Source organism: Roseobacter sp. HKCCD5988, assembly GCF_037830355.1.
Classification (GTDB): domain Bacteria; phylum Pseudomonadota; class Alphaproteobacteria; order Rhodobacterales; family Rhodobacteraceae; genus M30B80.
On the sequence record NZ_JBBLYJ010000001.1, the window covers coordinates 433966 to 458246 of the forward strand.

Annotated in this window: 24 protein-coding genes and 2 tRNA genes; 13 read left to right on the forward strand and 13 right to left on the reverse strand. The window is 56.2% G+C overall.

Annotated elements, in window-relative coordinates; all coding sequences use genetic code 11:
* Positions 1-16: 16 nt before the first annotated feature.
* The 4 genes from AAC636_RS02195 to AAC636_RS02210 all read right to left on the reverse strand — a co-directional run bounded on the left by AAC636_RS02195 (position 17) and on the right by AAC636_RS02210 (position 3266).
* Positions 17-1123 (reverse strand): site-specific DNA-methyltransferase, encoded by a 1107-nt coding sequence (locus AAC636_RS02195; protein ID WP_340300248.1) that lies wholly within the window; start codon positions 1121-1123, stop codon positions 17-19.
* 100 nt (positions 1124-1223) lie between these two features.
* The gene (locus tag AAC636_RS02200; protein WP_445322532.1) at positions 1224-1880 is read right to left on the reverse strand and encodes a ribonuclease HII; all 657 of its coding nucleotides are present in this window, start codon (positions 1878-1880) and stop codon (positions 1224-1226) included.
* Positions 1867-3108 (reverse strand): Coenzyme F420 hydrogenase/dehydrogenase, beta subunit C-terminal domain, encoded by a 1242-nt coding sequence (locus tag AAC636_RS02205; RefSeq protein WP_445322550.1) that lies wholly within the window; start codon positions 3106-3108, stop codon positions 1867-1869. The genes AAC636_RS02200 and AAC636_RS02205 overlap by 14 nt, the downstream gene beginning before the upstream one ends.
* 81 nt (positions 3109-3189) lie before the next feature.
* Positions 3190-3266: transfer RNA gene (locus AAC636_RS02210), tRNA-Arg, on the reverse strand.
* 160 nt (positions 3267-3426) lie between these two features.
* Here AAC636_RS02210 and AAC636_RS02215 point away from each other — a divergent pair.
* Positions 3427-4416 (forward strand): LacI family DNA-binding transcriptional regulator, encoded by a 990-nt coding sequence (locus AAC636_RS02215; protein ID WP_340263039.1) that lies wholly within the window; start codon positions 3427-3429, stop codon positions 4414-4416.
* Between the two features lie 6 nt (positions 4417-4422).
* Here AAC636_RS02215 and AAC636_RS02220 read toward each other — a convergent pair whose 3' ends face one another.
* Both AAC636_RS02220 and AAC636_RS02225 read right to left on the reverse strand, forming a co-directional pair.
* On the reverse strand, positions 4423-5835 hold the full coding sequence (locus tag AAC636_RS02220; RefSeq protein ID WP_340300250.1) for an L-serine ammonia-lyase: 1413 nt from the start codon (positions 5833-5835) through the stop codon (positions 4423-4425).
* Between the two features lie 384 nt (positions 5836-6219).
* Positions 6220-6294, reverse strand: a tRNA-Lys gene (locus tag AAC636_RS02225).
* 253 nt (positions 6295-6547) lie between these two features.
* Between AAC636_RS02225 and AAC636_RS02230 the strand changes: the two genes are divergently transcribed.
* Complete coding sequence (locus tag AAC636_RS02230) at positions 6548-7207, forward strand: YggS family pyridoxal phosphate-dependent enzyme (RefSeq protein ID WP_340300251.1); 660 nt, start codon at positions 6548-6550, stop codon at positions 7205-7207.
* Here AAC636_RS02230 and AAC636_RS02235 read toward each other — a convergent pair.
* Both AAC636_RS02235 and ribA read right to left on the reverse strand, forming a co-directional pair.
* Positions 7198-7665 carry a L,D-transpeptidase family protein gene (locus AAC636_RS02235; protein WP_340301069.1) on the reverse strand — a complete coding sequence of 156 codons (468 nt, stop codon included), beginning with the start codon at positions 7663-7665 and terminating at the stop codon, positions 7198-7200. The two genes, AAC636_RS02230 and AAC636_RS02235, sit on opposite strands and share 10 nt — an antisense overlap.
* Before the next feature lie 50 nt (positions 7666-7715).
* Positions 7716-8813, reverse strand: coding sequence for a GTP cyclohydrolase II (gene ribA, locus AAC636_RS02240; RefSeq protein WP_340300252.1), 1098 nt, complete (start codon positions 8811-8813; stop codon positions 7716-7718).
* A 173-nt stretch (positions 8814-8986) separates the two neighbouring features.
* On the opposite strand from ribA, the gene AAC636_RS02245 reads away from it, so the two are divergent.
* The 5 genes from AAC636_RS02245 to AAC636_RS02265 all read left to right on the forward strand — a co-directional run bounded on the left by AAC636_RS02245 (position 8987) and on the right by AAC636_RS02265 (position 12490).
* Positions 8987-9673, forward strand: a complete 687-nt coding sequence (locus AAC636_RS02245; protein WP_317656769.1) for a response regulator transcription factor — start codon at positions 8987-8989, stop codon at positions 9671-9673.
* A 197-nt stretch (positions 9674-9870) separates the two neighbouring features.
* Positions 9871-10659 (forward strand): exodeoxyribonuclease III, encoded by a 789-nt coding sequence (locus AAC636_RS02250; protein WP_340300253.1) that lies wholly within the window; start codon positions 9871-9873, stop codon positions 10657-10659.
* Positions 10660-10730: 71 nt separating this feature from the next.
* Positions 10731-11633: a co-chaperone YbbN gene (locus tag AAC636_RS02255; RefSeq protein ID WP_340262178.1), complete on the forward strand. Its 903-nt coding sequence runs from the start codon at positions 10731-10733 to the stop codon at positions 11631-11633.
* A 27-nt stretch (positions 11634-11660) separates the two neighbouring features.
* The gene (locus AAC636_RS02260; RefSeq protein ID WP_317656766.1) at positions 11661-12305 is read left to right on the forward strand and encodes an LON peptidase substrate-binding domain-containing protein; all 645 of its coding nucleotides are present in this window, start codon (positions 11661-11663) and stop codon (positions 12303-12305) included.
* On the forward strand, positions 12302-12490 hold the full coding sequence (locus AAC636_RS02265; protein WP_317656765.1) for a Trm112 family protein: 189 nt from the start codon (positions 12302-12304) through the stop codon (positions 12488-12490). Before AAC636_RS02260 ends, AAC636_RS02265 begins: the two co-directional genes overlap by 4 nt.
* Here the strand turns inward: AAC636_RS02265 and AAC636_RS02270 are convergent.
* Complete coding sequence (locus tag AAC636_RS02270; RefSeq protein ID WP_340300254.1) at positions 12487-13713, reverse strand: UbiH/UbiF/VisC/COQ6 family ubiquinone biosynthesis hydroxylase; 1227 nt, start codon at positions 13711-13713, stop codon at positions 12487-12489. The two genes, AAC636_RS02265 and AAC636_RS02270, sit on opposite strands and share 4 nt — an antisense overlap.
* 91 nt (positions 13714-13804) lie before the next feature.
* Here AAC636_RS02270 and AAC636_RS02275 point away from each other — a divergent pair, with 91 nt between their 5' ends.
* The 4 genes from AAC636_RS02275 to AAC636_RS02290 all read left to right on the forward strand — a co-directional run bounded on the left by AAC636_RS02275 (position 13805) and on the right by AAC636_RS02290 (position 19970).
* Positions 13805-15157, forward strand: a complete 1353-nt coding sequence (locus tag AAC636_RS02275) for an amidase (protein WP_340300255.1) — start codon at positions 13805-13807, stop codon at positions 15155-15157.
* An 82-nt stretch (positions 15158-15239) separates the two neighbouring features.
* A complete protein-coding gene (locus AAC636_RS02280) occupies positions 15240-16421 on the forward strand; it encodes an aminotransferase class I/II-fold pyridoxal phosphate-dependent enzyme (protein ID WP_340300256.1) in 1182 nt (393 codons plus the stop codon).
* Between the two features lie 8 nt (positions 16422-16429).
* Positions 16430-19315 (forward strand): DNA translocase FtsK, encoded by a 2886-nt coding sequence (locus tag AAC636_RS02285; protein ID WP_340300257.1) that lies wholly within the window; start codon positions 16430-16432, stop codon positions 19313-19315.
* 55 nt (positions 19316-19370) lie between these two features.
* Complete coding sequence (locus tag AAC636_RS02290; RefSeq protein ID WP_340300258.1) at positions 19371-19970, forward strand: LolA family protein; 600 nt, start codon at positions 19371-19373, stop codon at positions 19968-19970.
* Here AAC636_RS02290 and AAC636_RS02295 read toward each other — a convergent pair.
* Positions 19967-20551 carry a transglycosylase SLT domain-containing protein gene (locus tag AAC636_RS02295; RefSeq protein ID WP_340300259.1) on the reverse strand — a complete coding sequence of 195 codons (585 nt, stop codon included), beginning with the start codon at positions 20549-20551 and terminating at the stop codon, positions 19967-19969. The genes AAC636_RS02290 and AAC636_RS02295 overlap by 4 nt on opposite strands.
* A gap of 191 nt (positions 20552-20742) precedes the next feature.
* On the opposite strand from AAC636_RS02295, the gene hspQ reads away from it, so the two are divergent.
* Entirely contained in the window at positions 20743-21069 is a 327-nt protein-coding gene (gene hspQ, locus AAC636_RS02300; protein ID WP_317656758.1) for a heat shock protein HspQ, read from the forward strand.
* A 2-nt stretch (positions 21070-21071) separates the two neighbouring features.
* Here hspQ and AAC636_RS02305 read toward each other — a convergent pair whose 3' ends face one another.
* From AAC636_RS02305 to AAC636_RS02315, 3 genes are all read right to left on the reverse strand, one after another.
* Positions 21072-22652 carry a gamma-glutamyltransferase family protein gene (locus AAC636_RS02305; protein WP_340301070.1) on the reverse strand — a complete coding sequence of 527 codons (1581 nt, stop codon included), beginning with the start codon at positions 22650-22652 and terminating at the stop codon, positions 21072-21074.
* A 211-nt stretch (positions 22653-22863) separates the two neighbouring features.
* Positions 22864-23334, reverse strand: coding sequence for an ATP-binding protein (locus AAC636_RS02310; protein WP_340300260.1), 471 nt, complete (start codon positions 23332-23334; stop codon positions 22864-22866).
* 22 nt (positions 23335-23356) lie between these two features.
* Complete coding sequence (locus AAC636_RS02315; RefSeq protein WP_340252923.1) at positions 23357-23701, reverse strand: STAS domain-containing protein; 345 nt, start codon at positions 23699-23701, stop codon at positions 23357-23359.
* 129 nt (positions 23702-23830) lie between these two features.
* Here AAC636_RS02315 and AAC636_RS02320 point away from each other — a divergent pair, with 129 nt between their 5' ends.
* Positions 23831-24280, forward strand: a complete 450-nt coding sequence (locus tag AAC636_RS02320; RefSeq protein ID WP_340252921.1) for a GAF domain-containing protein — start codon at positions 23831-23833, stop codon at positions 24278-24280.
* Position 24281 lies beyond the last annotated feature (1 nt).

Here is a 24281-nt window from a genome sequence, read left to right on the forward strand (position 1 = left end):
TGTTTTGGAGGTGGCGTTACTCGCCCAACTCGGAACGCAATTGTTGACGAAGGTGATCAATCGGCACGGTTTTCCCGTCACGGCGGAAATGCCAATATGTCCACCCGTTGCACGAAGGTGCGCCTTCAAGTTTCGCCCCCACTTGGTGGATCGACCCTTTGGTGTCCAAAGCGACAAGCGTGCCATCGGCGCGAATTTTTGCACGATGGCGGCCATTACCGCTGTGCAATTCCTCACCAGGCCGCAGCAAGCCCCGCTCGACCAATTGACCGAAGGGAATACGCGGTTCCGATCTTTTGCTGAGGCTGGTTTCAAGCGCATCACTGTCAAAACGGCGCGTGTTGGCGATACGCTTTTCGGCGATTTCGCGATACTCTTCCTCACGCTCGATGCCGATGAAATCGCGCCCCAATTTCTTTGCAACGGCGCCCGTTGTCCCAGTGCCAAAGAAAGGATCAAGAACTACGTCGCCTGGATTTGTTGAGGCAATCAAAATGCGGTGCAGCAGCGATTCAGGCTTTTGCGTTGGATGTGCCTTTTCGCCCCGCGAGTTCTTCAAACGCTCACCGCCATTACAAATCGGCAAAAGCCAATCAGAGCGCATTTGAATCCCCTCATTTAGGGATTTGAGCGCCTCATAATTGAACGTGTATTTCGCTGCGTCAGATTTCGAAGCCCAGATCATCGTCTCATGGGCATTTGTCAAACGCTTGCCGCGGAAATTGGGCATCGGATTGGATTTGCGCCAAACAACATCATTCAGCAACCAATAGCCTTGGTTTTGCAGTTCGGCCCCCACGCGGAAAATGTTGTGATACGAGCCAATCACCCAAATCGCGCCATTCGGCTTGAGGATACGGCGCGCCGCAGCGAGCCAGGTTTGCGTGAATTCGTCATAGGCACGGAAGCTGTCGAATTGATCCCAATGATCATCCACCGCATCTACAAGCGAATTGTCGGGGCGATGCAAATCACCCTTGAGCTGAAGGTTGTAAGGCGGGTCGGCGAAAATCAGATCGACCGAACCTTCAGGAAGGCTGTTCATCACATCAATGCAATCACCAGCCAATATCTGGTTAAGCGGCAGGGCATGCGCCCCCGCGGGATTGGTTTTCGTCTTCATCACTGCCTCTGACTTTTAATCGTCACGGCGCCATTTTTTGACGCTCATCTTGAGGCCTAAGATGAGTCGAAACTGATTCGCCGTCAATTTATTTTTTGAATCAACGACTTACAAGATGATGTTGATACAAGATATTGTGGACGGGCTTGAATGAACGTCTATGGTGCGGGGTCACCCCAATATCTTGAAGGGCTTGAAGGTGGGCTTTTGAGGGGTAGCCCGCGTTTTTCTCCCAGCCGTAGCCCGCAAACTGTTGCGATAATGTCACCATCAGCCGATCCCGTGTTACCTTGGCCATGATAGAAGCCGCCGAAATCGAAACAGAACGGGCATCACCTTTGATGATTGCAGTAGCAGGGCTGGGCAAATCAGGGGGAATGGCATTGCCGTCAATCAGCGCATGATCTGGACAGCGGGAGAGACCAAGCACCGCACGGCGCATGGCCAAAAAAGTGGCGTTGCGAATATTCAGCTCATCAATCTCGGCAACGCTCGCCTCTGCGATACTGACCTCGGCCCGCGCGGCGATCTCATCGAACAGCGCCTCGCGCCGCTTTTGGCTGAGCGTTTTGGAATCATGCAAACCTTCGGGAATATCGCTTGGGTTTAGGATAACTGCTGCGGCCATAACAGGCCCCGCCAATGGGCCGCGCCCCACCTCATCCACGCCCGCAACAAGGCCGCCGATCTGCGTCTCAAAACTGAAATCTGGCGCGAGATTGGGTTTGGTCATAGTCGCGAGATTACGGATTACCATCCTCGCGCGCAATCTCGGATGGATTGGGCCCCACCCCATAGCGCGCAGCAAGGCTCCAGACATGGGCGGGAACCATATTCTTCATCTTGGCAGGATGACTGCGGCGCAAATGTAAGATGGTTTCAATCGCCTTCATCTCGACCCGCGCGCGGGCAAATTCCAAGCCACGCGGCCCAAGACGAGGCTGCAGATAGGCCACCAATGGCCGCAGCCAGTTGGGCATCCGCCGCAGGGGCAAACCGCCCGCCGCACGCTCCGTATTGGCCAAAAAGCCTTTGACCGCGCTTGTGCGATCCCCCTTATCGGTCAAGGGCGACAGGCAGAGCCGATCTTTGATGCCATCAAGCATCTCTGCGCCACGGGCATTGCGCACCAAGATCCATTGCGCCCCATCGCCGCCCATATAGCCCACCGTGATATCGGCCAAGCGGTTCGTGTAATCGACACAGGTCTTGCAGGTCATTGGAAAGAAATCCGCAGGCAATTGCGAGATTGGCAATTTCAAAAAAGGCACGAAACGGGGCGGGCGCCCATCTGAAAAGCGTAGCTCGACTGAGTAATCCGCGCGAAACTCAAGATAACTGATGCTATTTGGCTTGGCATCAAGCAGCGCAAGGAAATCATGAAACCGCGCGGTTGTGGTGTTGTCCGAACAGGGCGTGCCGATGACATAAAGCCGCTCGAACCCATACTCGGCCTCAAGCGCACGCAGGGCATAGGTCTGACAGGGGATGCTGATAAAGGCCAAGCGCGTGATCCCGCGCACCTTTGCGAGTTCTAACAAGGCCACGCTTGGGGCAAAGCCCATGCGCATTCCGCGGCAGGCGGATAAGTCGTCTGGTTCGGTGACCAACACAGGCACAGGGCGCCACTGATCGTCTGGGTCAGGCGCCACTGTGATGACCGCCTCAATCGCCCCCGCCCGTAATAAGGTTTCCGCGAGCGCAATGGTAATGCCCGTCCACTGCGCGCCTTCGGCCACAGGGGTCAGCCTTGCGCGATACATCGCTTCGGTCACACCAAAAAACGCTTCTTCATGACGCGCAGGGTCACTTATACGCCCATGAATGCGGACTTCGGCGTGCGGATAATCTGGGGCGATAAACTGACAGGCCCGCCCGCAGGCGCGATCATCAGACATGCGACTGACCCCGCAATCGGTGCAAAGCCCCGCACGCGGCCCTTTACCAAGTTTAGGCGCGAGTGTTCCCCGCTGCGCATCCAACATGATCTTTGTCAACTTTCCTATGGTCCAAGATCAATGATCAGGCGCGACAGCCAGACTGTCAATCAAAATAGACAGATTGCATGGTGACCCCGACAGGACTCGAACCTGTAACCTATCCCTTAGGAGGGGATTGCTCTATCCAGTTGAGCCACGGGGCCATGTCTGCTTTTTTGCTGGAATTTGCTATGGCGCGCAAGTCGAGCCAAAAAACCGAACGCTTGGCAAATAGGGATAGTTCGGCGTATCAATAGGAACCAGACGACCGAAGACAGGATACCAGACGTGCGCGGACGCAATCCCTTTGATGGCAAGCCCCAGATGACCTTGCGCGATGTGGCTGAGGCAGCGGGGGTTTCGGAAATGACCGTCAGCCGCGTCTTGCGCAATCGGGGGGATGTCTCTGAGCGCACGCGCAGCAAGGTTTTTGAAGCTGCCCGCGCCTTGGGATATGTGCCCAATAAAATCGCGGGCGCTTTGGCATCGAACCGCGTCAATCTGGTTGGCGTGGTGATCCCATCTCTATCCAACATGGTCTTCCCTGATGTCCTTACAGGCATTGGTGAGGGTCTGCATGAAACGGATTTGCAGCCCGTTGTTGGCACCTCAAATTATGATTTAGGGCAGGAAGAAAAAGTCATTTTCGAAATGCTGTCATGGCGGCCCTCTGGTCTGATCGTAGCGGGGTTGGAACATACAGATGCCGCGCGGAAGATGATGGAGAATGCGGGGATTCCTGTTGTCGAGGTGATGGACATTGACGGCCCAAGTGTGGCGGCCCGCGTAGGCATCTCACATGTGGCGGCAGGTCGCGCCATGGCCGAAGAAATCCTTGCCCGTGGCTATCGCAAAATTGGGTATCTGGGTTCTAGCTCTTTGCGCGATTTTCGGTCGCAAAAGCGGCAGCAGGGCTTTGAGGATGCGCTGAAGGAGGCGGGTCTCTCCTTGGCGGATAAGATTTTTTATGCAGGCCCCTCGGGTTTTGGCACAGGCCGCGCGATGACCGAAGATTTGCTAAGCCGCAGCCCTGATCTTGATTTCCTCTATTATAATACGGATATGAACGCGGCGGGCGGCCTGCTTTACCTGTTGGAAAAGGGATATGATATTCCCAATCAAATTGGCATTGCGGGGTTCAATTCCTTTGCCATTTTGGACGGGCTGCCCTTGCGCATCGCCACCATGGACAGCCGCCGCGCAGATATTGGACGTGAGGCGGCCAAAATCATTGCAGGGCGCGCGCTTTCGGGGGCCGATATCGGATTGTCACCAGAATTCTTGGCGGGTGACACCGTGCGTCAGCGCGGCTGACCCGCCTCAGCATTCAGGCAGATTGACGGCCAAGCCCCCAAGCGAAGTTTCTTTATATTTCAGGTTCATATCATGGCCCGTTTGCCGCATGGCTTCGATACAATTATCAAGCGGCATGAAATGGGTGCCATCGCCCCGCAGCGCCAATGAAGCGGCCGATACAGCCTTGATCGCACCGAGGCCGTTGCGTTCGATGCAGGGCACCTGAACCAATCCTGCCACGGGGTCACAGGTCATGCCTAAGTGATGTTCAAGCGCGATTTCAGCAGCGTTTTCAATCTGTTCGTTGGTGCCGCCAAGTGCCGCGCAAAGCCCCGCTGCGGCCATGGCTGCGGCTGATCCGACCTCGCCCTGACAGCCAACTTCGGCCCCAGAGATCGAGGCATTATGCTTGATCAACCCGCCAATTGCCGCCGCGACCATCAAGAAATCCAACCCGCCCTTTTCGGTCGCGCCGATGCAATGGGTTAGATAATAATGCAAAACTGCTGGAACCACGCCTGCCGCCCCATTGGTGGGGGCGGTAACCACTCGGCCCCCTGCCGCGTTTTCTTCGTTCACGGCCATTGCATAGACCGAAAGCCAATCGTTGATTGTATGGGGTTGGGTGATGTTGCGCCCCGCCTCTGCCTTTAACTGATCATGGATCGCCTTTGCCCGGCGCTTGACCCGCAAACCGCCGGGCAATTCACCCTCCATCCGCAAGCCGCGCTCAATGCAGGACAGCATCGAATCTCGGATTGCCTCAAGGCGCTTTTGCACCTCGGCGCGCGGCGCGCCGTGGCATTCATTCTCCCATTTCATCTGCGCAATAGATTTCTGCGCCTTTGCCCCCATAATCAACATTTCTTCAGCTGTGCCAAAGGGATAGGGGTATCCTGCATCCGCCTTTTGGGCGGCGAGTGAATTCTTGCGGGCGGCTTTGGCCGCCTGTAATTCTTTTGCGGTCATTACGAAACCGCCACCGATGGAGTAAAAGACTTCCTCCATATAGAGCGCCCCGTTGGCGTCATAAGCGCGGAGGATCATACCATTGGCATGCCCCACTAGGGCGGGGCCATAGTCAAAGATGATATCTTCCTCTGGGTTGAGGCGCAGTTGCGGCAGCCCGTCAGGGGTAACATGCCCTGCTGATTTAATCGCTGCAATGGCGCTATCCGCCTGGTCTGGGTCAAGTTTATCGGGGCGAAACCCAGCAAGGCCCAAAATTACAGCGCGGTCAGTGGCGTGACCTTTGCCAGTAAAGGCAAGCGATCCGTGCAAATGACATGACAAGGCCGCCACCTCGCCGGCGCCGGGCTCTCGAGTGCCATGGCGCAGGCGGTCGAGAAATTGCGCAGCGGCATTCATTGGCCCAATCGTATGGGAGGAGGAGGGGCCAATCCCAATTTTGAAAATATCAAAAACTGACAGAAACATAATGCAATTGCCCCGATCTGCGCTGCGCCTTGGGTCAAGATATGCGATTTTTTCTGATTTCTATGGTGATAAATCCGACTCGTTTCTCACGCTGCGCGACCAATCGCTAAGGCGTGTGATCAGAAATCATGCCCTGCCCGCTCATAGCGCTGCGATGGGGACGCAAGCCTATGAGCGCATCCGCTTTGTCAGAGGCCCAGCCTCTAGCAAGGCAGTGGGCTGCACCTACAGTTTTTGTTTGGAGGCATCAACTTTAAACGGATTGAGAGTGACCAGGCGGGAAATACGCCGGCCAACACATCAATTTTCGTGAGATAAACTGCGCACATTAATGCCGCTGACTGTCTGGGTTGGGGGTAGCAGATACGCGTCATATCTGGCTATTGGTGAGCCCGGGAGGATTCGAACCTCCGACCAATTGATTAAAAGTCAACTGCTCTACCACTGAGCTACGGGCCCGCCTGAGGCCCGCGTAATATAAACGAGACTGCCCCCCGTCAAGCCAAAAACCTGAATAAGTGTCATTATAATAATCAGCCTACAATTTCTATGCTATTGCGCGGGCGGTTTTGTTTAAATTGGTGTATACTGCGTCTACTGAAATACAGCAGATTTCGGTCTGACATTCAGCTTCTAATCCTCACGGATTATCTGCTAGGGAAAGAGCGGGCTTTGGCCTGCTCTTTTTCATTTGGTGACGGGTGAGGGTAAAATGGCGCTTGAGGATATTCATGTAGATGTGGCGCGAATTTTGACCGAAGCGGGGCGCGCGCCTGGTGCGGCAAAACTAATCGCTGTCTCGAAAGTCCAGCCAAATGCGCGGGTTGAGGCGGTGCTGCAAGCGGGCCATCGTAGTTTTGGTGAAAACCGCGTGCAAGAAGCGCAGGGCAAATGGCCCGATTTCAAAGCCCAATTTGAGGGGGTGGATCTGCACCTGATTGGCCCATTGCAAAGCAATAAGGTGCGTCCCGCGATGGAACTGTTTGACGCGATCCACACAGTCGACCGCGAAAAACTGGCGCGCCGCATAGCCGATATGGCGCAGGAGATGGGCCAGTGTCCCGATCTGTTCATTCAGGTCAACACAGGCGCCGAGCCGCAAAAGGCGGGCATCCTACCTGCCGATGCAGATGCCTTTATCCAAACTGCGCGCGCGATGGATTTGCCGCTGAAAGGTTTGATGTGCATCCCGCCCGTGGACGAGGAGCCAAGCCTGCATTTCGCCCTTTTGGGCAAGATTGCTGCGCGAAACGGGCTTTCGGAATTGTCGATGGGAATGAGCGCAGATTATGAAACAGCGCTGCGGTTAGGGGCCACGCATATTCGTGTGGGCTCTGCCATATTCGGCGCGCGTGTCGCCCCTCACGGATAGCTTTTCGCGTCCCGCACGATCAAACGTGTTTCGTAGGTAATGCGCGCAGTGATCCATCGCAAATCTGCACGGGAGAACGCAACACATCCTTCGGTCGGATAGCCCGCGCGCCGCCATTGGTGGATGAAAATCGCAGAGCCACGCCCGCGTTCCGCATAGGGCCAGTTCCAATCGGTGATCAGCACCAAATCATAAAGCGGGTCTGCGCGCCGCAGTTTCTCGTGGCTGTGCGCGTAGGGCGCACGCACCATGAGGTTATAGTCTTCATCGCGCGGATCATCTGACCACAGATCACGCGGCCCAATTTTGAGGGCCCAATCACAAGGGCGCGCCATGCGGTCGGCGCGATAGAGGCAGCCAACGATGCGGCGAATGCCGACTGGGGTGGCCCCATCGCCCTCGCGCTTGCTGCGGCTCATCCCGCCGCGCCCGATGCTGCAGGGAAAGCGCCGTCCCATAAACTGCGCACCCTGATGGGTGATCACAAGGTCTTTGGGGCCGGGCAGGGTCACAGCAAATGTCCTGATTTCGCGGCCTTGGTCGCCAAGTAATGCGCGTTATGCGCGTTTTGGCCGACATGGAGCGCCACGCGTTCTGTGACCTCTATGCCTGATTGGCGCATCATCTCAACTTTTCGAGGGTTGTTGGTCATCAGGCGCACCGAGGCAAAACCCAATTTTTCCAGCAATTCTGCTCCAAGACGAAAATCACGCTCATCATCTTCGAACCCAAGACGATGATTGGCTTCGACTGTGTCGAACCCTTGATCCTGAAGGCTATAGGCGCGCATTTTATTGGCCAGACCAATCCCGCGCCCCTCTTGATTGAGGTAGAGAAGGATACCCGCGCCGTCTTGGCCCATTTGTGCCAATGCCGCGTGAAGTTGGGGGCCGCAGTCACATTTGAGACTGCCCAATACATCGCCCGTAAAGCAGGCAGAGTGTAGACGCGCCAAAACGGGTTTGTCCCGATCAGGGCGACCAATTTCAATGGCGTAATGCTCGGCGCTGCCATCATCGGGCCGAAACACATGAAGGCGCCCCGCCTCAGAGGCAACCATCGGCAGACGCGCGGCGGCTACGGCGTGAAAGGGTTGGCTTTCTGCCAATTGTGACCGCGCCACCGAGAATGGCAGAACGGTCAGCCCATGTTCCCGTGCAATCGCCACGGCGTCATCCCGAAACACGCAAAGCATCGCGGGCAAAAGCTGTGCCGACTTGGCGAAATGAATGGCGGTGCGCGCGTCATCCGCCGAGCCGTGTTCCGGCCCTTGAAGGCTTTGGAACGGGCCTTTCATCGGGCGATCCAAATCATCCTTCGGGTCGGCCAGTGCCTTTAGGATCCGGCTGCCTGCATCTTTGGGCAATGCGATGCGCGCGATATCGCCCTCATAAAGTGGCAGATTCAAGATGCGCGCCCGCCAATCGGACAGCACGATAAAGGGCGCGCCAAGTGCGCGGAAATCTTCTACCCGATCCGTGCTTGCTGTCTCCGAGGCCAATGCGATCAACCCCTTTGCGCCATCGCTAAACACCACAGGCAAGCCTGCGCGCAAATCAGCGCGGGCGCGGGCGGCGATTTCACTGGCGGTTGGCGCAAGGCTCATCTTGTCCGTCCTGATCTTATGGTCTGGGCATTAGCTTTAGCCCCGATTGTCAGAATTTGAAACAATTGGCCACAGAACAACACAGAGCCGTGAGGATATTTTTCAAACCCTTTTCAAATAGGGTATATCACACCCATGTGAGACAGGCACAATTTTGCCTTTGGAGGGCTGACATGGCGAACCTGAAAAAAATCCTACTTGTCGATGATGACGAAGATATCCGCGAGGCGTTGTCAGAACAGCTCGTGATGACTGAGGATTTCGATGTGTTCGAGGCGGGCACGGGCGCGCAAGCGATGGAAAAGGCCAAGCAGGAAATTTACGATCTGGTGATCTTGGATGTGGGCCTGCCCGATACGGATGGCCGCGATTTGTGCCGCTTGATGCGCAAGCAAGGGATCAAATGCCCGATCATTATGCTTACAGGCCATGACAGCGATGCTGATACGATCTTGGGCCTCGATGCGGGCGCAAATGATTATGTCACCAAGCCGTTCAAGTTTTCGGTGTTGCAAGCGCGCATTCGCGCGCAACTGCGCCAACACGAACAATCTGAAGATGCGATTTTCCAACTTGGGCCATATACCTTTAAGCCCGCGATGAAATTGCTCGAGACGGAAGATAAAAAGAAAATCCGCCTCACGGAAAAAGAAACGAATATCCTGAAATTCCTCTATCGCGCACAAGAGGGGGTCGTGGCCCGTGATGTGCTGCTACACGAGGTTTGGGGGTATAATGCGGGGGTCACCACGCATACGTTGGAAACCCATATCTACCGCTTGCGTCAAAAGATCGAACCCGATCCCAGCAATGTGCAGCTTTTGGTCACCGAAGGCGGCGGTTACCGATTGGTTGCCTGACTTGGCATCAGATTTGCAGCTGTGATGTCGCACGGGGAACCTTGCGGGATTGCCCAAGCCCCCGCGCCCCCCCCGTGGTTTCTCCCTGTTGGACTGGCCCCTGCATAAGCGGGGGCCTTTTTCAGTTTCCTTCGCATTGCACCATGCCCCTCAAGCCCTTAGGAGAGGGGACAGGTTTCATCAAAGGGCATGGCAAAATGGCGTTCACACTTGCAACATGGAACATCAACTCGGTGCGATTGCGCGAAGAGTTGGTGCTGAAACTGCTGCGTGAAGAAGCGCCGGATGTTTTGTGCTTGCAAGAATGCAAAAGCCCTGTTGAAAAAATCCCCACCGAAGGCTTTGCGGCGCTGGGCTATACCCACATGGTCGCGCGTGGTCAGAAAGGGTATAATGGCGTGGCGATCCTGTCCAAGCTGCCGCTTGAAGAGGCGGGCGCGCGAGACTGGGCTGGGCTTGGTCATGCTCGCCATGTGGCGGCGCGCCTCCCCAATGGGGTGGTCATCCATAATTTCTACATTCCCGCAGGGGGCGATATTGCCGATCGGGAGGTCAACGAAAAATTTGGCCAAAAGCTCGATTTTCTGACGGAGATGCGCGATGCGTTTCGTGCGGATGCCCCGCAAAAATCTATCCTTGTGGGCGATTTGAATATTGCGCCGCGTGAAGACGATGTTTGGAGCCACAAACAGCTGTTAAAGGTTGTCAGTCACACGCCGATTGAGGTGGATCATCTGGCCCAAGTGCAAGAGGCGGGGAATTGGGTGGATGTCACCCGCAAGGATATACCCGAAGGGTTGCTCTATAGTTGGTGGTCGTATCGCGCTCGTGATTGGGACGAGGCGGATAAAGGCCGCCGTTTGGATCACATCTGGGCCACCGCAGATATCGCCAATGCTGCGCATTCAAGCCGAATCCTGCGCGCCGCTCGCGGGTGGGAGCAGCCATCGGATCACGCCCCGGTTTTTGCGACAATTGATCTCTGACCCCTTGGAGAATGGGCTCGAAGCGCGCATATAGAGGGCGCGCGCAGATCTCATCAGTGACGGAGAAATAAATGTTGGAATTTGGTCAAGCACAGCCCGCAGGCGCGGATGTCATCAAGGATGTCACCGATCAGACCTTTATGGCCGATGTCGTTGAGGCCAGCCGCGAGGTTCCTGTCATCGTAGATTTCTGGGCGCCATGGTGCGGCCCTTGCAAGACGCTTGGGCCACAGCTTGAGGCGGCGGTGCAGGCCAAAAAGGGCGCGGTGCGCATGGCCAAGGTCAATGTTGATGAGAATCAGATGATCGCGGGCCAATTGCAGGTGCAGTCTATTCCTACCGTTTACGCGTTTTGGCAGGGACAACCCGTGGACGGGTTCCAAGGGGCGCTTTCGCAAGGGGATGTGCAGCGCTTCGTTGAAAAAATCGCCGCCCTTGCAGGCGATGGTGGCTTGGGCGAGGCGCTTGAGGCCGCGGAAGAAATGCTTGTTCAAGGGGCCGTTGCCGATGCGGCGCAGACCTTTGCGGCGATTTTGGGCGAAGAACCTGAAAATGCAGCCGCCATGGGTGGCTTGGCGCGCGCTCATATCGCGATGGGCGATTTGGACACGGCGGAGGCCTTGCTGAATAACGCCGCCCCCGCAATCGCCGCCGCGCCCGAGATTGAGGCCGCACGCGCGCAGATCGCCTTGGCGCGCCAAGCCGATGAGGCAGGGCCCTTGGCCGAGTTGCAATCCGCCGTGGCGGCCAACCCTGATGATCTGCAAGCGCGGTTCGATTACGCAAAGGCGCTCTATGCGGCAGGGCAGGCGGAGGCGGCGATTGAAGAATTGCTTGATCTCTTCCGCCGTGATCGCGAATGGAATGACGGGGCTGCCAAGGCGCAGCTCTTTACAATCTTCGATGCGCTTAAGCCCACGGATCCTTTGGTGCAAAAGGGCCGCAGAAGATTGTCATCGATGATATTTGCCTGATCGCATTTGGCCGCTATTTCATACTTCATGATCCATCACAGCGACCTGCCCGATACGATACCGCTCTTTCCACTTCCCGGCGCGTTGCTGCTGCCGCGGGCGCGATTGCCATTGCACATTTTTGAACCACGCTATTTGGCCATGCTGCAAGATTGCATGCGCACGCCCGACCGATTGATTGGTATGATCCAACCGCTTGAGGTGCCCAAAGGCAGTGCTAAGCGGTTGCACAGCATTGGCTGCGCAGGTCGTCTGACCCAATTCTCGGAAACCGAGGATGGGCGGTATATGATTACGCTGACGGGAATTTCGCGCTTTCGCCTGCAACGCGAACAGTCAGGCTTTACCCCGTATCTCAAAGGTGATGTCGATTGGGCAGGCTTTGAGAATGATTTGGGCAAGGTCGAGCAGGATCAGGGCTTTGATCGTCCCGTCTTTATGGATCTGTTGGAGCGCTATTTTGCGGCCATGTCACTGTCGACCGATTGGGACAGTATGAAAGATGCCGAAGATGAATTGCTGATCAATTCGCTGTCAATGCTATGCCCCTTTGACCCAGAAGAAAAGCAAGCCTTGCTTGAGGCGCCCTCCCTGTCTACGCGGCGCGAGACGCTTGTAACCTTGATCGAATTTGCCTTGCGGGGTGGATCATCCGATGAGGCCATGCAATGAGCGCAGACAGCCCCGTGTTTGACAGACATATGCTTGAGGCATTGGTGTGCCCGCTGACCAAGGGGAGCCTGCGCTATGATGCAGAGCGTCAAGAATTGATCTCCGAAAAAGCAAAATTGGCATTTCCGATTAAGGAAGGCATTCCAATCATGCTAGAGAACGAAGCCCGTGAGATTGAGGGTTAAAGCACCTCGCCCTGCAAGAGGCGTGGCAAGTCCCCCGTTAGACCTGCCGCCTGCCGCATGAACCCACGCCGTAACGCGGGCGTTGCACTGACAAGGCCCATGCCGATATCGCGGATCAGCCGAAGGGCAGGGTTGTCATTTGAGAACAGGCGATTGACTGTGTCCATCCCAAGCGCAAGCGCGGTGGTGTCGAAGCGCCGCCATTGCTGATACCGCTCCAACACCAGTTCCGAGGCGATATCTTCGCCATGCAGTCGTGCCTCGTGGAGCACTTCGGTCAATGCCCCAATGTCCCGAAAGCCAAGGTTAAGCCCCTGACCTGCGATAGGATGCACGCCATGCGCCGCATCGCCAACAAGGGCAAGGCGCGGGGCAATGAACTGCTCGGCCAAGGTGAGCTTCAGCGGATAGCTGAACCGCACGCCCGCCAATTCGATCTCACCCAGAAAGTCACCGAATGCGGGGCGCAGTGCCTTGAGAAACTCAGCGTCATTTGCGCGCGCAATTTGGGCGGCGCGGGCGGTTTTTTCGCTCCAGACAATAGAGCAACGATTGTCAGGCAAAGGTAGGATCGCCAAAGGCCCCGATGGCATGAAGAACTGATGTGCAATGCCGTTATGGGGCAATTCATGTTTGACGGCACAGACAAGGGCGGTTTGCCCATAATCCCAACCTTGGCGGCGAATGCCAGCGCGTGCCGCCACACCTGACGCGCGACCATCCGCGCCAATCAAAATTCGCCCCTGTAAACGCTGACCATCGGCCAATGTAACCTCGGCCAGAGCCCCATCGGTGCTTTGATCTACGACCATGCTGTCGCTGAGATGCGTAATCTTATCATTGGCCTCCATCGCCGCGATCAGCGCGCGGCGGAGGTAGCGGTCTTCAAGCATATAGCCCATAGGGCCTTCTTCCATCTCTGCCGCTTGGAAATGTAGGAAGTGCGGCGCTGCCCCGCGGCCTGCATGACCGTCTGAGGCTTTGATTTCGGAAATGGCCTGCGCCTGTTTTGCGACAGCGTCCCACAACCCCAAAGCCGCCAACATTTTTTGCGATGCACGGGCCAAAGCATAGGCGCGGCCATCGAACGTATCCGCTTCGCGCTTCGGGCGGGAATTTGCATCAATCACGATGCTTCGAAACCCTGACTGCGCGAGCGCAAGCGCAAGGGTCGGCCCGTTCAGCCCGCCACCTACAATCAAAATATCTGTGTCACATGTCATGCAGGTTATGATGGGCTAATTTATGGAATTGTCCACGCGGCATAGCGTCATTACTCTGCCCATGCGAGACAAAAGCGGCAAAGGGATGAAGATGCGCGAATGGTTGACACGCACGGCAAGTGAACAAGGGCGCGCGATTGGCGAAGGCTCGATTGATCCAGTGGGTCTGACCGAAACCTATTTGAGCGCGATAAAATCGCATCCCGCAGGCGCGCGTATTTATGCCCGTCTGACCGAGGCCCGCGCCCTAGCCGAGGCCGAAGCAGCCCGATCTCGGGCGCGCAACGGGGTGCGCCGGGGCATTCTGGACGGGGTGCCTGTCTCGTGGAAAGATCTATTTGATAGCGCCAATGTCGCGACTGAGGCCAGCTCGCGCTTGCTTGCGGGGCGCGTTCCAACACGAGATGCCGATGTTTTGGCCCGCGCCACGCAGGCGGGGGGCGTATGTTTGGGCAAAACCCATATGTCAGAATTGGCGTTTTCTGGCCTTGGGTTGAACCCGATGTTTGGCGAAGGGCTTGATCCTTTGCCTGCAACGCCGCCCAACATCAATGACCCAGACGCCGTGCCGGGTGGCTCCAGTTCTGGTGCCGCCGCTTCGGTGGCCTTTGGGTTGGCTGCCGTTGCCATTGGGTCTGACACAGGCGGTTCTGTGCGGGTGCCTGCTGCGTTCAACGATTTGGTTGGCTTGAAAACGAGCCATGGACGCCTGTCCAATCGTGGGGTTGTTCCGCTTTGCGCGAAATTTGACACAGTTGGCCCGCTTGCGCGCTCGGTCGAAGATTGCGCCGAGGTGTTCGCCGTTCTGGCGGGCCTGCGCGCCGTTGACCTCAAGAACGCAAGCCTTGCAGGGCGGCGGCTTTTGGTGATGGAACCATATGCGGAGGATGTGCGCGATGCGCCCGCCGCAGGCTTTGCTCGTGCGCTTGAAGCCTTTGCTGCGGCAGGGGCGCAGATTGTGCGGCATAAATCAGCGGCACTTGACGCGGCGATGGCGCTTTCGCCCATTCTTTTTGCTGCTGAGGCCTATGCGACTTGGCGCGAAATGATTGAGGCCAATCCTGAAAAGATATTTGGCCCCATATTGCAGCGCTTCCGTGGCGGGGCGGATGTTTTGGCGAGTGATTATATCGCAGCTTGGCAAAAGCTTGAGGCTTTGCGCGAAGATTTCCATCGTGAGACGGCAGGGTATGACGCGGTGATTGTGCCCACTGTCGCGATTTTGCCGCCCAATATCGCGCGGTTGATGGTGGACGAGGAGTATTATGTCACCGAAAATCTACTGGCTTTGCGCAACACGCGAATTGGAAATTTGATGGGGTCTTGCGGCCTTACATTGCCCACTGGGGTGCCCTCTACGGGGGTAATGCTGCTTTGCCCCGCAGGTCAGGAGGAACGGCTTCTGCGTCTTGGGGCGGCGGCAGAGGCCGCATTGCAAGCCTGATCCTTTTTCTGGACGTTTGCGTCATAAGAGGTTAATTTGACTGTCAAAGGGGCGAAAACAGACCCCGATATTTGAGGCAGTCATGGTGTTTCCCGAGCGGTTTTCGAACCTGCCAGAATACGCCTTTCCGCGTTTGCGGAAATTGCTTGACGTCCATCAGGCGGGCGGCGATCCGATTAACATGTCTATCGGTGAGCCGCGTCATCCGTTCCCTGAGTTCATCGGACGCGCGATTTCTGAGGCGCTTGAGGGTTTTGGCCGTTACCCCCCCAATGAGGGGGGCGAAGATTTGCGCGCGGCGATTGTGGCTTGGATCGCGCGCCGCTACGGTGTTCACCTTGACGCAGACCAGCATATCCTCGCCCTGAACGGCACGCGTGAAGGTTTGTTCAATGCGGCTCTTGCGCTTGGGGTTGAGGAAAAGGCGGGGCAAAAACCCGCTGTTTTGATGCCAAACCCGTTTTATCAGGTTTATGCGGTGGCAAGCCTCGCGATTAATGCAGAGCCAATCTATGTGCCTGCAACCGCTGAAACGGGCGATTTGCCTGATTATGCCGCGCTGCCTGCGGCCCTTCTTGATCGCGTGACCATTGCCTATCTTTGTTCGCCGGCCAATCCGCAAGGTGCGGTTGCCACCGAGGCCTATTGGCGTGATCTGATTGCCTTGGCCGAGAAACATGATTTCCGAATTTTCGCGGATGAATGTTACAGCGAGATTTATCGCAAAATCCCCCCTGTGGGTGCTTTGCAGGTGGCCCATGACATGGGCGCAGACCCTGATCGGGTTGTGGTGTTTCATTCGCTGTCGAAACGCTCAAACCTTCCAGGATTGCGATCGGGCTTTGCTGCATCGGGTTCTGGCAATATCGCAGCGATGAAGCAGTTGAAGAATTACACAGGCGCCCCTTTGCCTTTGCCCCTGCAAGCGGCTGCTGCCCTTGCATGGCGCGATGAGGCCCATGTGGAAGAAAACCGCGCCATCTATCGCCGTAAATACCAAATGGCTGATGAGATTTTTGGCAATGTCGCAGGGTATCAGCCGCTTGAGGCGGGGTTTTTCCTTTGGCTGCCTGTTGAGAATGATGAGGCCGCAGCCTTGAAACTGTGGCGCGAGGCGGGCGTGCGCTGCTTGCCTGGATCGTATTTGTCGCGCGCTGTTGCGGGTCAGGCCATAGGCCAAGACCGCCTGCGCGTGGCTTTGGTGGCAGAAGAACAAGAATTACAGCGCGGGCTTTTGCGCCTGCATGGCTGTTTGTATCAGTGAGGTGAAGAATGGCGTATCAAACCAGACAACGTGACCCCCTTCTGGACGCCCCGATGCAAGAGGCATTGGAACGGCGTGGCAAGGAACTGCTTGGCCTTATGCTGGTGCTTGCAGGGCTTGCGGTTGGGGCCATGCTGGTCAGCTATACGCCAAATGACCCAAATTGGATGGTTGCAACAGATACGCCGCCACAGAACCTGCTTGGCCGCTTTGGGGCGTCCATGTCTGCAATTCTGATCATGATTGTTGGCTATGCATCCTATTTGATGGCGGCGGGTTTGGTTGTTTGGGGTCTGCGCTTGACCCTGCACAAAGGCGAAGAGCGCGCGCTGTCGCGCTTGATTATGCTGCCATTTGCGATTGCTGCCTGTTCTGTATTCATGGTCAGCTTCCCTCCTGGTTCGGGATGGCAGCACAGCTTTAGTTTGGGCGGGCTGTTTGGCGACACTGTTATGGGGGTTTTGGTCAATATCCTGCCCGTTTCGATGAATATGTCTATCGCCGTTTTGGGGATCGCTATGGGCGTGGTAAGCCTTGGTTTGTCAGGTTATGCGCTTGGGGTGACGCGCTCTGAACTGCGCCTCTTTACCCGTGGTGGATTGATTGCGCTTTTCCACGCCAGCAATGGCGCTTCGGGAATGGCGGCAGGTATCGGTCGCGGCGTCAGCCAAATGAGCGGCCAAATCGGCGGGCGCATGCGCGCGCCAAGTCCGCGTAGCGCGGCGCAATATTCCTCCAATGATCTATTGGTGGATGACGATAATGCGCTGCAGGTGCCATTTTCGACCCCTCAAGCCGCAGCGCCCGAAGCCCCTGCGCAACAAGGATTGTTTGACCGCGTGCCCATTTTGCGCGCCATCCGCGGTGGCGAAGATCGCACCGCAGATGTGGCGCAGCAACCGCCCCTTGTGACCGATGAGAATGCGCGCCTGCGCGAAAAAATCTCAAACGCGGTGCGCAATCGTGCGACCTCTGCACGGCCTGAGGCGTTGCGGGTCACCGATGGCATTCCCAATCCTGCCAAGCGCGTGGCGCCACCATTGACTGCACAAAGCCCCTCGCAAATTGCAGGCGAGATTTATCGCGAGGTTCCTCCGCTTTCTACCTCTGCGCGTGTGGTGGATCCACAGATTGCGCAAGACTATGACCCTTATGCCGATGAGGATGACAGCGACAATATTTTCGCCGATGGTTTTGACGATGATGAAAGCTTCAGCGTGTCGCCGCAAGATGAGGACTATACGCCTGTTGCCTCGCATCCTGCCCGCACTGGGGCAGAAGCGCGGCGCGTGGTGCAGCACAGCCCCAAAAGGGCCGCCGCGCCCTCTCGTCAGGCAATGGCGGATGCGCAGCCCTCCTTGCCCTTAGAGGCGCGCGAGATGGAATATGAATTCCCGCCACTCTCTTTGTTGTCTAGCCCGACCACCATTGAACGCTTTCATTTGTCCGATGAGGCCCTCGAAGAAAACGCACGGATGTTGGAAAACGTGTTGGATGATTACGGCGTCAAAGGTGAGATTGTCAGTGTCCGCCCCGGCCCAGTTGTTACGATGTATGAGTTGGAGCCCGCACCAGGCCTAAAGGCCAGCCGCGTGATCGGTCTGGCTGATGATATTGCCCGCTCAATGTCGGCGCTCTCTGCGCGGGTCTCAACCGTTCCAGGGCGCTCTGTGATCGGGATCGAATTGCCCAATTCGCACCGCGAAAAAGTGGTTTTGCGCGAAATCTTGTCGAGCCGTGATTTTGGCGATGGAAATCACAAGCTGCCTTTGGCTTTGGGTAAAGAAATCGGCGGCGAGCCTGTTGTGGCCAATCTCGCCAAGATGCCGCATTTGCTGATTGCGGGCACCACAGGCTCGGGGAAATCGGTGGCGATTAACACCATGATCCTCTCGCTGTTGTATAAATTGCGCCCTGAAGAATGTCGCATGATCATGATTGACCCCAAGATGTTGGAATTGTCGGTTTATGACGGCATTCCGCATCTTCTCAGCCCCGTTGTGACTGACCCCAAGAAGGCGGTTGTCGCTTTGAAATGGGTCGTGGGTGAGATGGAAGAGCGCTATCGCATAATGTCGAAAATGGGGGTGCGCAATATCGAAGGCTATAATGGCCGCGTGCGCGATGCTCTGTCCAAAGGCGAAATGTTCAAGCGCACTGTCCAAACGGGCTTTGACGAGGATACGGGTGAGCCTATCTTCGAAACCGAAGAGTTCAAGCCCGAGGTCATGCCGTTCATTGTCGTGATCGTGGACGAAATGGCCGATCTGATGATGGTTGCAGGCAAAGAGATCGAAGCTTGCATTCAACGCCTTGCACAAATGGCGCGGGCGAGCGGCATTCATTTGATCATGGCGACACAACGCCCTTCGGTGGATGTGATTACAGGCACGATCAAAGCCAATTTCCCAACGCGTATTTCCTTCCATGTGACCTCAAAAATCGACAGCCGCACCATTTTGGGCGAGATGGGCGCTGAGCAGCTTTTGGGTATGGGCGATATGCTTTACATGGCGGGCGGTTCCAAAATCACCCGCGTTCATGGCCCCTTTGTCAGTGACGAAGAGGTCGAGGAAATCGTGCGTCATCTGAAATCCTTTGGCCCTCCCGCCTACGCGGCCAGCGTTTTGGATGGCCCTGATGAGGACAAAGAAAGCGATATTGATCTGGTGCTTGGTCTTGGCGGCAATACGGACGGCGAAGATGCGCTGTATGATCAGGCTGTGGCCGTGGTGGTGCGCGATCGGAAATGCTCGACCTCCTACATCCAACGCAAGCTTGGAATTGGCTATAACAAGGCCGCACGTTTGGTCGAACAGATGGAGGAGGCAGGTCTTGTCTCAACCGCCAACCATGTCGGCAAGCGTGAGATTTTAGTGCCTGAACAGGGCTGAGCCCTCGCTGAAATGTGACGTGTCATTGAGAGTGCTTTCGCGCTATGGATGGGGCATGAAAAAACCAATTGTGACCATGGCCGTTTTGGCCGCGCTCTTTGCCCTGCCCGCGGCGGCGGCCCCGATTTCCTTGGCAGATTTGTCGGCTTATTTTGCAGGCATTCGCACAGCGGAAGCCCCATTCACGCAGTATAACGCCGATGGCACCGAGGTGACGGGGCGTCTCTTCATGCACCGCCCAGGGCGGGCGCGATTTGAGTATGATAATAGCGATGTTCTGGTCGTTGTGGGCGGCGGGCAAGTTGCAATTTTTGAAGACCTGACCGATGCGCAGCCCTTGCAATATCCGTTAAGCGTCACCCCGCTTGATTTGATTTTGGGTCGCAACGTGTCTCTCGCGACTTCGGATTTGGTGGTTGATCATCGAGAAGCCGAAGATGGCACCACCCGCGTGGTGGCCCGTGATCAAGACCGCCCAGAGGCGGGGGAATTGACGCTGGTCTTTGTGGATGCGCCTGTGCGCCTTGTGCAATGGATGACCCGCAATGAATATGGCGAGACTGTTGTGGTCGCGCTGGGTGATTTCATCTTTGGGCAGGATTATTCGAATTTTCTGTTCAGCCCGACCTTTGAGGCGGAACAGCGCAGCCGCTAGCCTTGGGTCGCGGTGCAGCTTGCCAGTTGCCGATCATAGAGCGCGGCGCGCGCTTCGACACGATCTGCCACGCGCATAAGCCATGCTTTGTTGCGATAGGTGCCGCGTGAATAACCACGATGACCTTCATGATAGGCCAGATATTGGTTGCGCGCATCCGTCAGCGCGATGCCGTTTCTTTCGCGCGAGCGGTTCATATACCACCCCATGAAATCGGTGGCATCGGAGATATCGGTGCGTCTGGCAAACCGCCGACCTGTGTCATCGCGGTATTCATCCCATGTCCCATCAAGGGCTTGGCTGTAACCGAACGCTGAGCTTTGCCGCCCTGCAGGGATGACCCCAAGTGCATAGCGGCGCGGGGTTCGTGCGTTGCTGACGAAACTACTTTCATGGTAGATCGTGGCCATCTGAACCGCGATAGGGACGCCCCAATTGGCCTCGGTGGCCTGCATGGCGCTTAGATAATAGGGGCGTTCTTCGATGATTGCGCAGGCATTATCCACATTGCGTGGTGGGGTGGCTGATCCCACGCAGGCGCCGAGCGCCAACACCAGCGGAAGCAACGCAAAGCGGTTCATATGCCTGATCCTTTATTGGACTGCTCTCTTTTTATGGGGAAATCATACGCCAGTTGCGCCGAAATGAAAATAAATTCCCGCATGATCGGCATCCTTTGTTTCAACAATCTGTTTCGCCTGATCTGCACTGCGGGTCATGGACAAATAAGGGCGACAGGATTACGGTGCGCGTTGGATCATAGGGGGTCTAGATGCTCAAACGGCATGCTAAATTCAATCTTGGGCAGGTCGTGCGCCACAAGAAGCACCCGTTTCGCGGGGTGATCTTTGATATCGACACCCAGTTTTCGAATACTGAGGAATGGTATAACTCCATCCCCGAAGATAAGCGGCCCATCAAGGAGCAGCCATTTTACCACCTTCTGGCGGAAAATGATCATAGCTACTACGTGGCCTATGTTTCCGAACAAAACCTTGAGATTGACGATACGGGCGAACCCGTGGATCACCCCGATCTGCCCGAATTGTTCGGTGAGTTTCAGAACGGGGCCTATCCTTTGGATTACCAGCTGAATTGATCTCAATACCCCAAGGCAAGACCGTCTTTACGGGGATCCGAACCTGCGATCAAAAGCCCTGAGCTTGCGTCAATTTTAATGGCTTGCGCGCCGCCAATGGCCCGATAGGGGTCGATCAGCTCATGGCCCAATTTGCGTAAATCATCGGCCACATGCGGGCTATATCCCCGCTCAAGCTGCAATTTACCCTGATCCGCAAAGCTGCGCGCACCATCAATCGCAGTTTGAATATCCATCCCATAGTCGATGATATTGGTGATCAGACGCGCGTGGCCCGTGGCCTGATATGCGCCGCCCATGACCCCGAAGGGCATCAAACTTTGGTCAGGGTAGCGTAAGAAGGCGGGAATAATGGTATGCAAGGGACGCTTGCCGCCCATGGCCTCATTCGGGTGCCCCTCTTGCAGTGAGAAGCCCGCGCCGCGGTTTTGAAACAAAATACCAAACTTATCAGAAGCATAGCCCGAGCCAAAGGAATGGAAGATCGAATAGATCATTGAGACGGCCATGCGGTTTTTATCAACCACGCTGAGATATACCGTATCTTTATGCACTGCGCCCGAGGCCTGATGTGGGTCAGCCATCGCGCGCGTGGGATCAATCAAGCCTGCCAAGGCCTGTGCGGTTTGATCTGACAGCATATGATCCAAACGGGTCAGGTGATCAGGATCAGAGATAAAACGATTGCGTGCATCATAGGCCAGTTTGGTTGCTTCGGCCTCGATATGGGCGCGGGCCGCACCGAAAGGATCCATCGCGCCGAGGTCAAACTGGGAAAGGATATTGGCCAACAACAGCGCGGTTGCGCCCTGACCATTGGGTGGCAATTCAATCAAGTCATGATCACGATAGCGGGTCGAGATTGGGGTGACGTAATCGCAGGCTGTGGCTGCGAAATCTTCTAGGCTGTGGCTGCCGCCAAGGGCACGCAGGGAGTTAACCAAATCCTCGGCCACTTCGCCTTCGTAGAACCCTGCACGACCTTCGCGCGCGATGCGGCGCAGCACCTCAGCCTGCCCCTTGGCCGTGAACAGCGCGCCAATTTGGGGCGGTTGGTCGTTCCACATATACATGTCGCGGGCCCGACCGCGGAGCGTATCGCGTGCCTCGTCCCAATCGAAAGCCACGCGCGGTGCAACGGGAATGCCATGTTCAGCGTAGAAGATCGAAGGGGCGAGGATGTCTTCAAGCGGCAATGTCCCGTGATCTTGGTGAAGGCGGCAAAACCCATCAACGGCCCCTGGCACGGTGACAGCATTGATATTGTCGAGCGGAATAGAGCGATGCCCTGCCGCACGCAGCGCTGCTGGGTCCAACGCCTTTGGCGCACGGCCCGATGCATTCAGGCCAATAATATCCTTCTGCCCCTCATAGGACACCATGGCGAATAAATCGCCGCCAAGCCCTGTTGATTGTGGCTCACAGAGCCCCAAGAGGATCGCTGTGGCAATGGCCGCATCCATCGCATTGCCGCCCTGTTCCAAGATTTGCACTCCCGTTTTGGCGGCGAGCGGGTGCGAGGTTGCAACCGCCCCTTGGGTGGTAATCAAGGCTGAGCGCCCTTGCCTCTGGAAATCACGCATCATTGTCCCTGCTCCTGCCGAAAAGATTTTAGCAAAACTAGCGGGAATGGGGGGCGCTGCAAGTGGTCAAGAACCCCGATGATGCGTAACAAGTGAGGGCGATAAAAACGCACCATCGGGGGAAGCATAAGCGCTACCCTGCTTTAATGGCTGCGAATTTGGCCGCGGCTATGATCAGACCAAGGTGATTTTGTGGCAGTGTTGGCTAAATTTAGACAAGCCCACAGGCCAATTGCGGGCTTTGTTCCAATTCAGCCGCAATGGTTAGGAAAAGATGATTTTCTAAATCGCGCCGTTCATATTGGACGTCTTGCGCAGTCGCGCGGATCAGGCCCCAGCCAAATCCACCTTCGGGCAGGTCATCAAAGGCGAAGCTGTCAGGGTCGCGGAATCCACCAAGAGGGGGTGTCAGGTTCGGCATCGCGCGCCCTTTATCGGTGATATGACACTGCACCTGTGCGCCCCGACAGGAAATCGCCGTTAAAATGCGTCCGTCATCGGCCCCTGCATAAGCGTGTTCGCAAATATTGTTCAGCGCTTCCGCCAAGACCAACTCAACGTTTAGGCATTGGCCTTCATCAAGGTCGCATTCGCGCAGATAGGTGCAAATCTGTGCCAATGTTTGCCGCGCCGACTGGGGATGGCTTGTCAAACTCCACATCATATCGTAGCGCCCCCGCATGCTTGAGTATCTATCCCTGTTGTCATGCGCTATGGTTCAGCGCTGCGGTCTTATTTGGGTGAATTGCAAAGACTTTATCCATCGCCGTCAGGCGCAACACCTTATCGACCAATGGGGAGAGGCTTGTCAGTTCAAGTTGCCGATCCTGCCCAAGGGATTTGCGCATGGCAACAAGCGTGCCCAGACCGCTGGAATCTAGGAAGGTCACATCTTCCATATCTAAAATGACCCGTGCACCTTCGGTTTTTGCGGTGGCTTGTCGACAGGCATCACGGAAGGCCAAGGCAGCGGCAGCATCCACCCGACTGGCGCAAACCTTTACGATCAACCCGTTAGGGATGGGTTCAATATCCAGACGCACATCCATTTCATCACCTATGGAGAGGGTAACACAACCAAAAGGCTAGTCCGAATTCCTTGCTGAAAGGTTACCAAGCGCAGCTTTCTTCGCCGCCCAGGATGGCCTATATCGAGGCGAAGCATTAAGAGGCCCCCGATGGATTATCCGACCCTAGCCGCAACGATTGACAGCCTGACCCATGGTGAAACTGAACAAATCGCCCTGATGGCCACCATCGCCTGTGAGGTGTATCACGCCGATGCGCGGTTTGATTGGGTTGGGTTCTACCGCGTCACAGCGCCCGAAACTCTTAAAATTGGCCCCTATCAGGGGGGGCATGGGTGCTTGGTGATCCCGTTCTCGCGCGGGGTCTGCGGGGCCTGCGCGCGCAGTCGCGTCCCGCAATTGGTGGCAGATGTGAACGCGTTTCCAGATCACATTGCGTGTTCAAGCAGCACCTTGTCCGAACTGGTCTTGCCCGTTTTTGATGCCGAGGGCGCGTTAATCGCGGTTTTTGACATCGACAGCGATCAGGCGGATGCCTTTACCGAAACGGATGTGCAGGAATTAACCAAAATTCTCGCCGATGTTTTCGCGCGGAGTTGAT

Bases quoted from the DNA above. Each gene is read 5' to 3' on its own strand.
- AAC636_RS02195 (WP_340300248.1), bottom strand. From the start codon at position 1,123: ATGAAGACGAAAACCAATCCCGCGGGGGCGCATGCCCTGCCGCTTAAC.
- AAC636_RS02200 (WP_445322532.1), bottom strand. From the start codon at position 1,880: ATGGTAATCCGTAATCTCGCGACTATGACCAAACCCAATCTCGCGCCA.
- AAC636_RS02205 (WP_445322550.1), bottom strand. From the start codon at position 3,108: ATGTTGGATGCGCAGCGGGGAACACTCGCGCCTAAACTTGGTAAAGGG.
- AAC636_RS02215 (WP_340263039.1), top strand. From the start codon at position 3,427: ATGACCTTGCGCGATGTGGCTGAGGCAGCGGGGGTTTCGGAAATGACC.
- AAC636_RS02220 (WP_340300250.1), bottom strand. From the start codon at position 5,835: ATGTTTCTGTCAGTTTTTGATATTTTCAAAATTGGGATTGGCCCCTCC.
- AAC636_RS02230 (WP_340300251.1), top strand. From the start codon at position 6,548: ATGGCGCTTGAGGATATTCATGTAGATGTGGCGCGAATTTTGACCGAA.
- AAC636_RS02235 (WP_340301069.1), bottom strand. From the start codon at position 7,665: ATGGGACGGCGCTTTCCCTGCAGCATCGGGCGCGGCGGGATGAGCCGC.
- ribA (WP_340300252.1), bottom strand. From the start codon at position 8,813: ATGAGCCTTGCGCCAACCGCCAGTGAAATCGCCGCCCGCGCCCGCGCT.
- AAC636_RS02245 (WP_317656769.1), top strand. From the start codon at position 8,987: ATGGCGAACCTGAAAAAAATCCTACTTGTCGATGATGACGAAGATATC.
- AAC636_RS02250 (WP_340300253.1), top strand. From the start codon at position 9,871: ATGGCGTTCACACTTGCAACATGGAACATCAACTCGGTGCGATTGCGC.
- AAC636_RS02255 (WP_340262178.1), top strand. From the start codon at position 10,731: ATGTTGGAATTTGGTCAAGCACAGCCCGCAGGCGCGGATGTCATCAAG.
- AAC636_RS02260 (WP_317656766.1), top strand. From the start codon at position 11,661: ATGATCCATCACAGCGACCTGCCCGATACGATACCGCTCTTTCCACTT.
- AAC636_RS02265 (WP_317656765.1), top strand. From the start codon at position 12,302: ATGAGCGCAGACAGCCCCGTGTTTGACAGACATATGCTTGAGGCATTG.
- AAC636_RS02270 (WP_340300254.1), bottom strand. From the start codon at position 13,713: ATGACATGTGACACAGATATTTTGATTGTAGGTGGCGGGCTGAACGGG.
- AAC636_RS02275 (WP_340300255.1), top strand. From the start codon at position 13,805: ATGCGCGAATGGTTGACACGCACGGCAAGTGAACAAGGGCGCGCGATT.
- AAC636_RS02280 (WP_340300256.1), top strand. From the start codon at position 15,240: ATGGTGTTTCCCGAGCGGTTTTCGAACCTGCCAGAATACGCCTTTCCG.
- AAC636_RS02285 (WP_340300257.1), top strand. From the start codon at position 16,430: ATGGCGTATCAAACCAGACAACGTGACCCCCTTCTGGACGCCCCGATG.
- AAC636_RS02290 (WP_340300258.1), top strand. From the start codon at position 19,371: ATGAAAAAACCAATTGTGACCATGGCCGTTTTGGCCGCGCTCTTTGCC.
- AAC636_RS02295 (WP_340300259.1), bottom strand. From the start codon at position 20,551: ATGAACCGCTTTGCGTTGCTTCCGCTGGTGTTGGCGCTCGGCGCCTGC.
- hspQ (WP_317656758.1), top strand. From the start codon at position 20,743: ATGCTCAAACGGCATGCTAAATTCAATCTTGGGCAGGTCGTGCGCCAC.
- AAC636_RS02305 (WP_340301070.1), bottom strand. From the start codon at position 22,652: ATGCGTGATTTCCAGAGGCAAGGGCGCTCAGCCTTGATTACCACCCAA.
- AAC636_RS02310 (WP_340300260.1), bottom strand. From the start codon at position 23,334: ATGCGGGGGCGCTACGATATGATGTGGAGTTTGACAAGCCATCCCCAG.
- AAC636_RS02315 (WP_340252923.1), bottom strand. From the start codon at position 23,701: ATGGATGTGCGTCTGGATATTGAACCCATCCCTAACGGGTTGATCGTA.
- AAC636_RS02320 (WP_340252921.1), top strand. From the start codon at position 23,831: ATGGATTATCCGACCCTAGCCGCAACGATTGACAGCCTGACCCATGGT.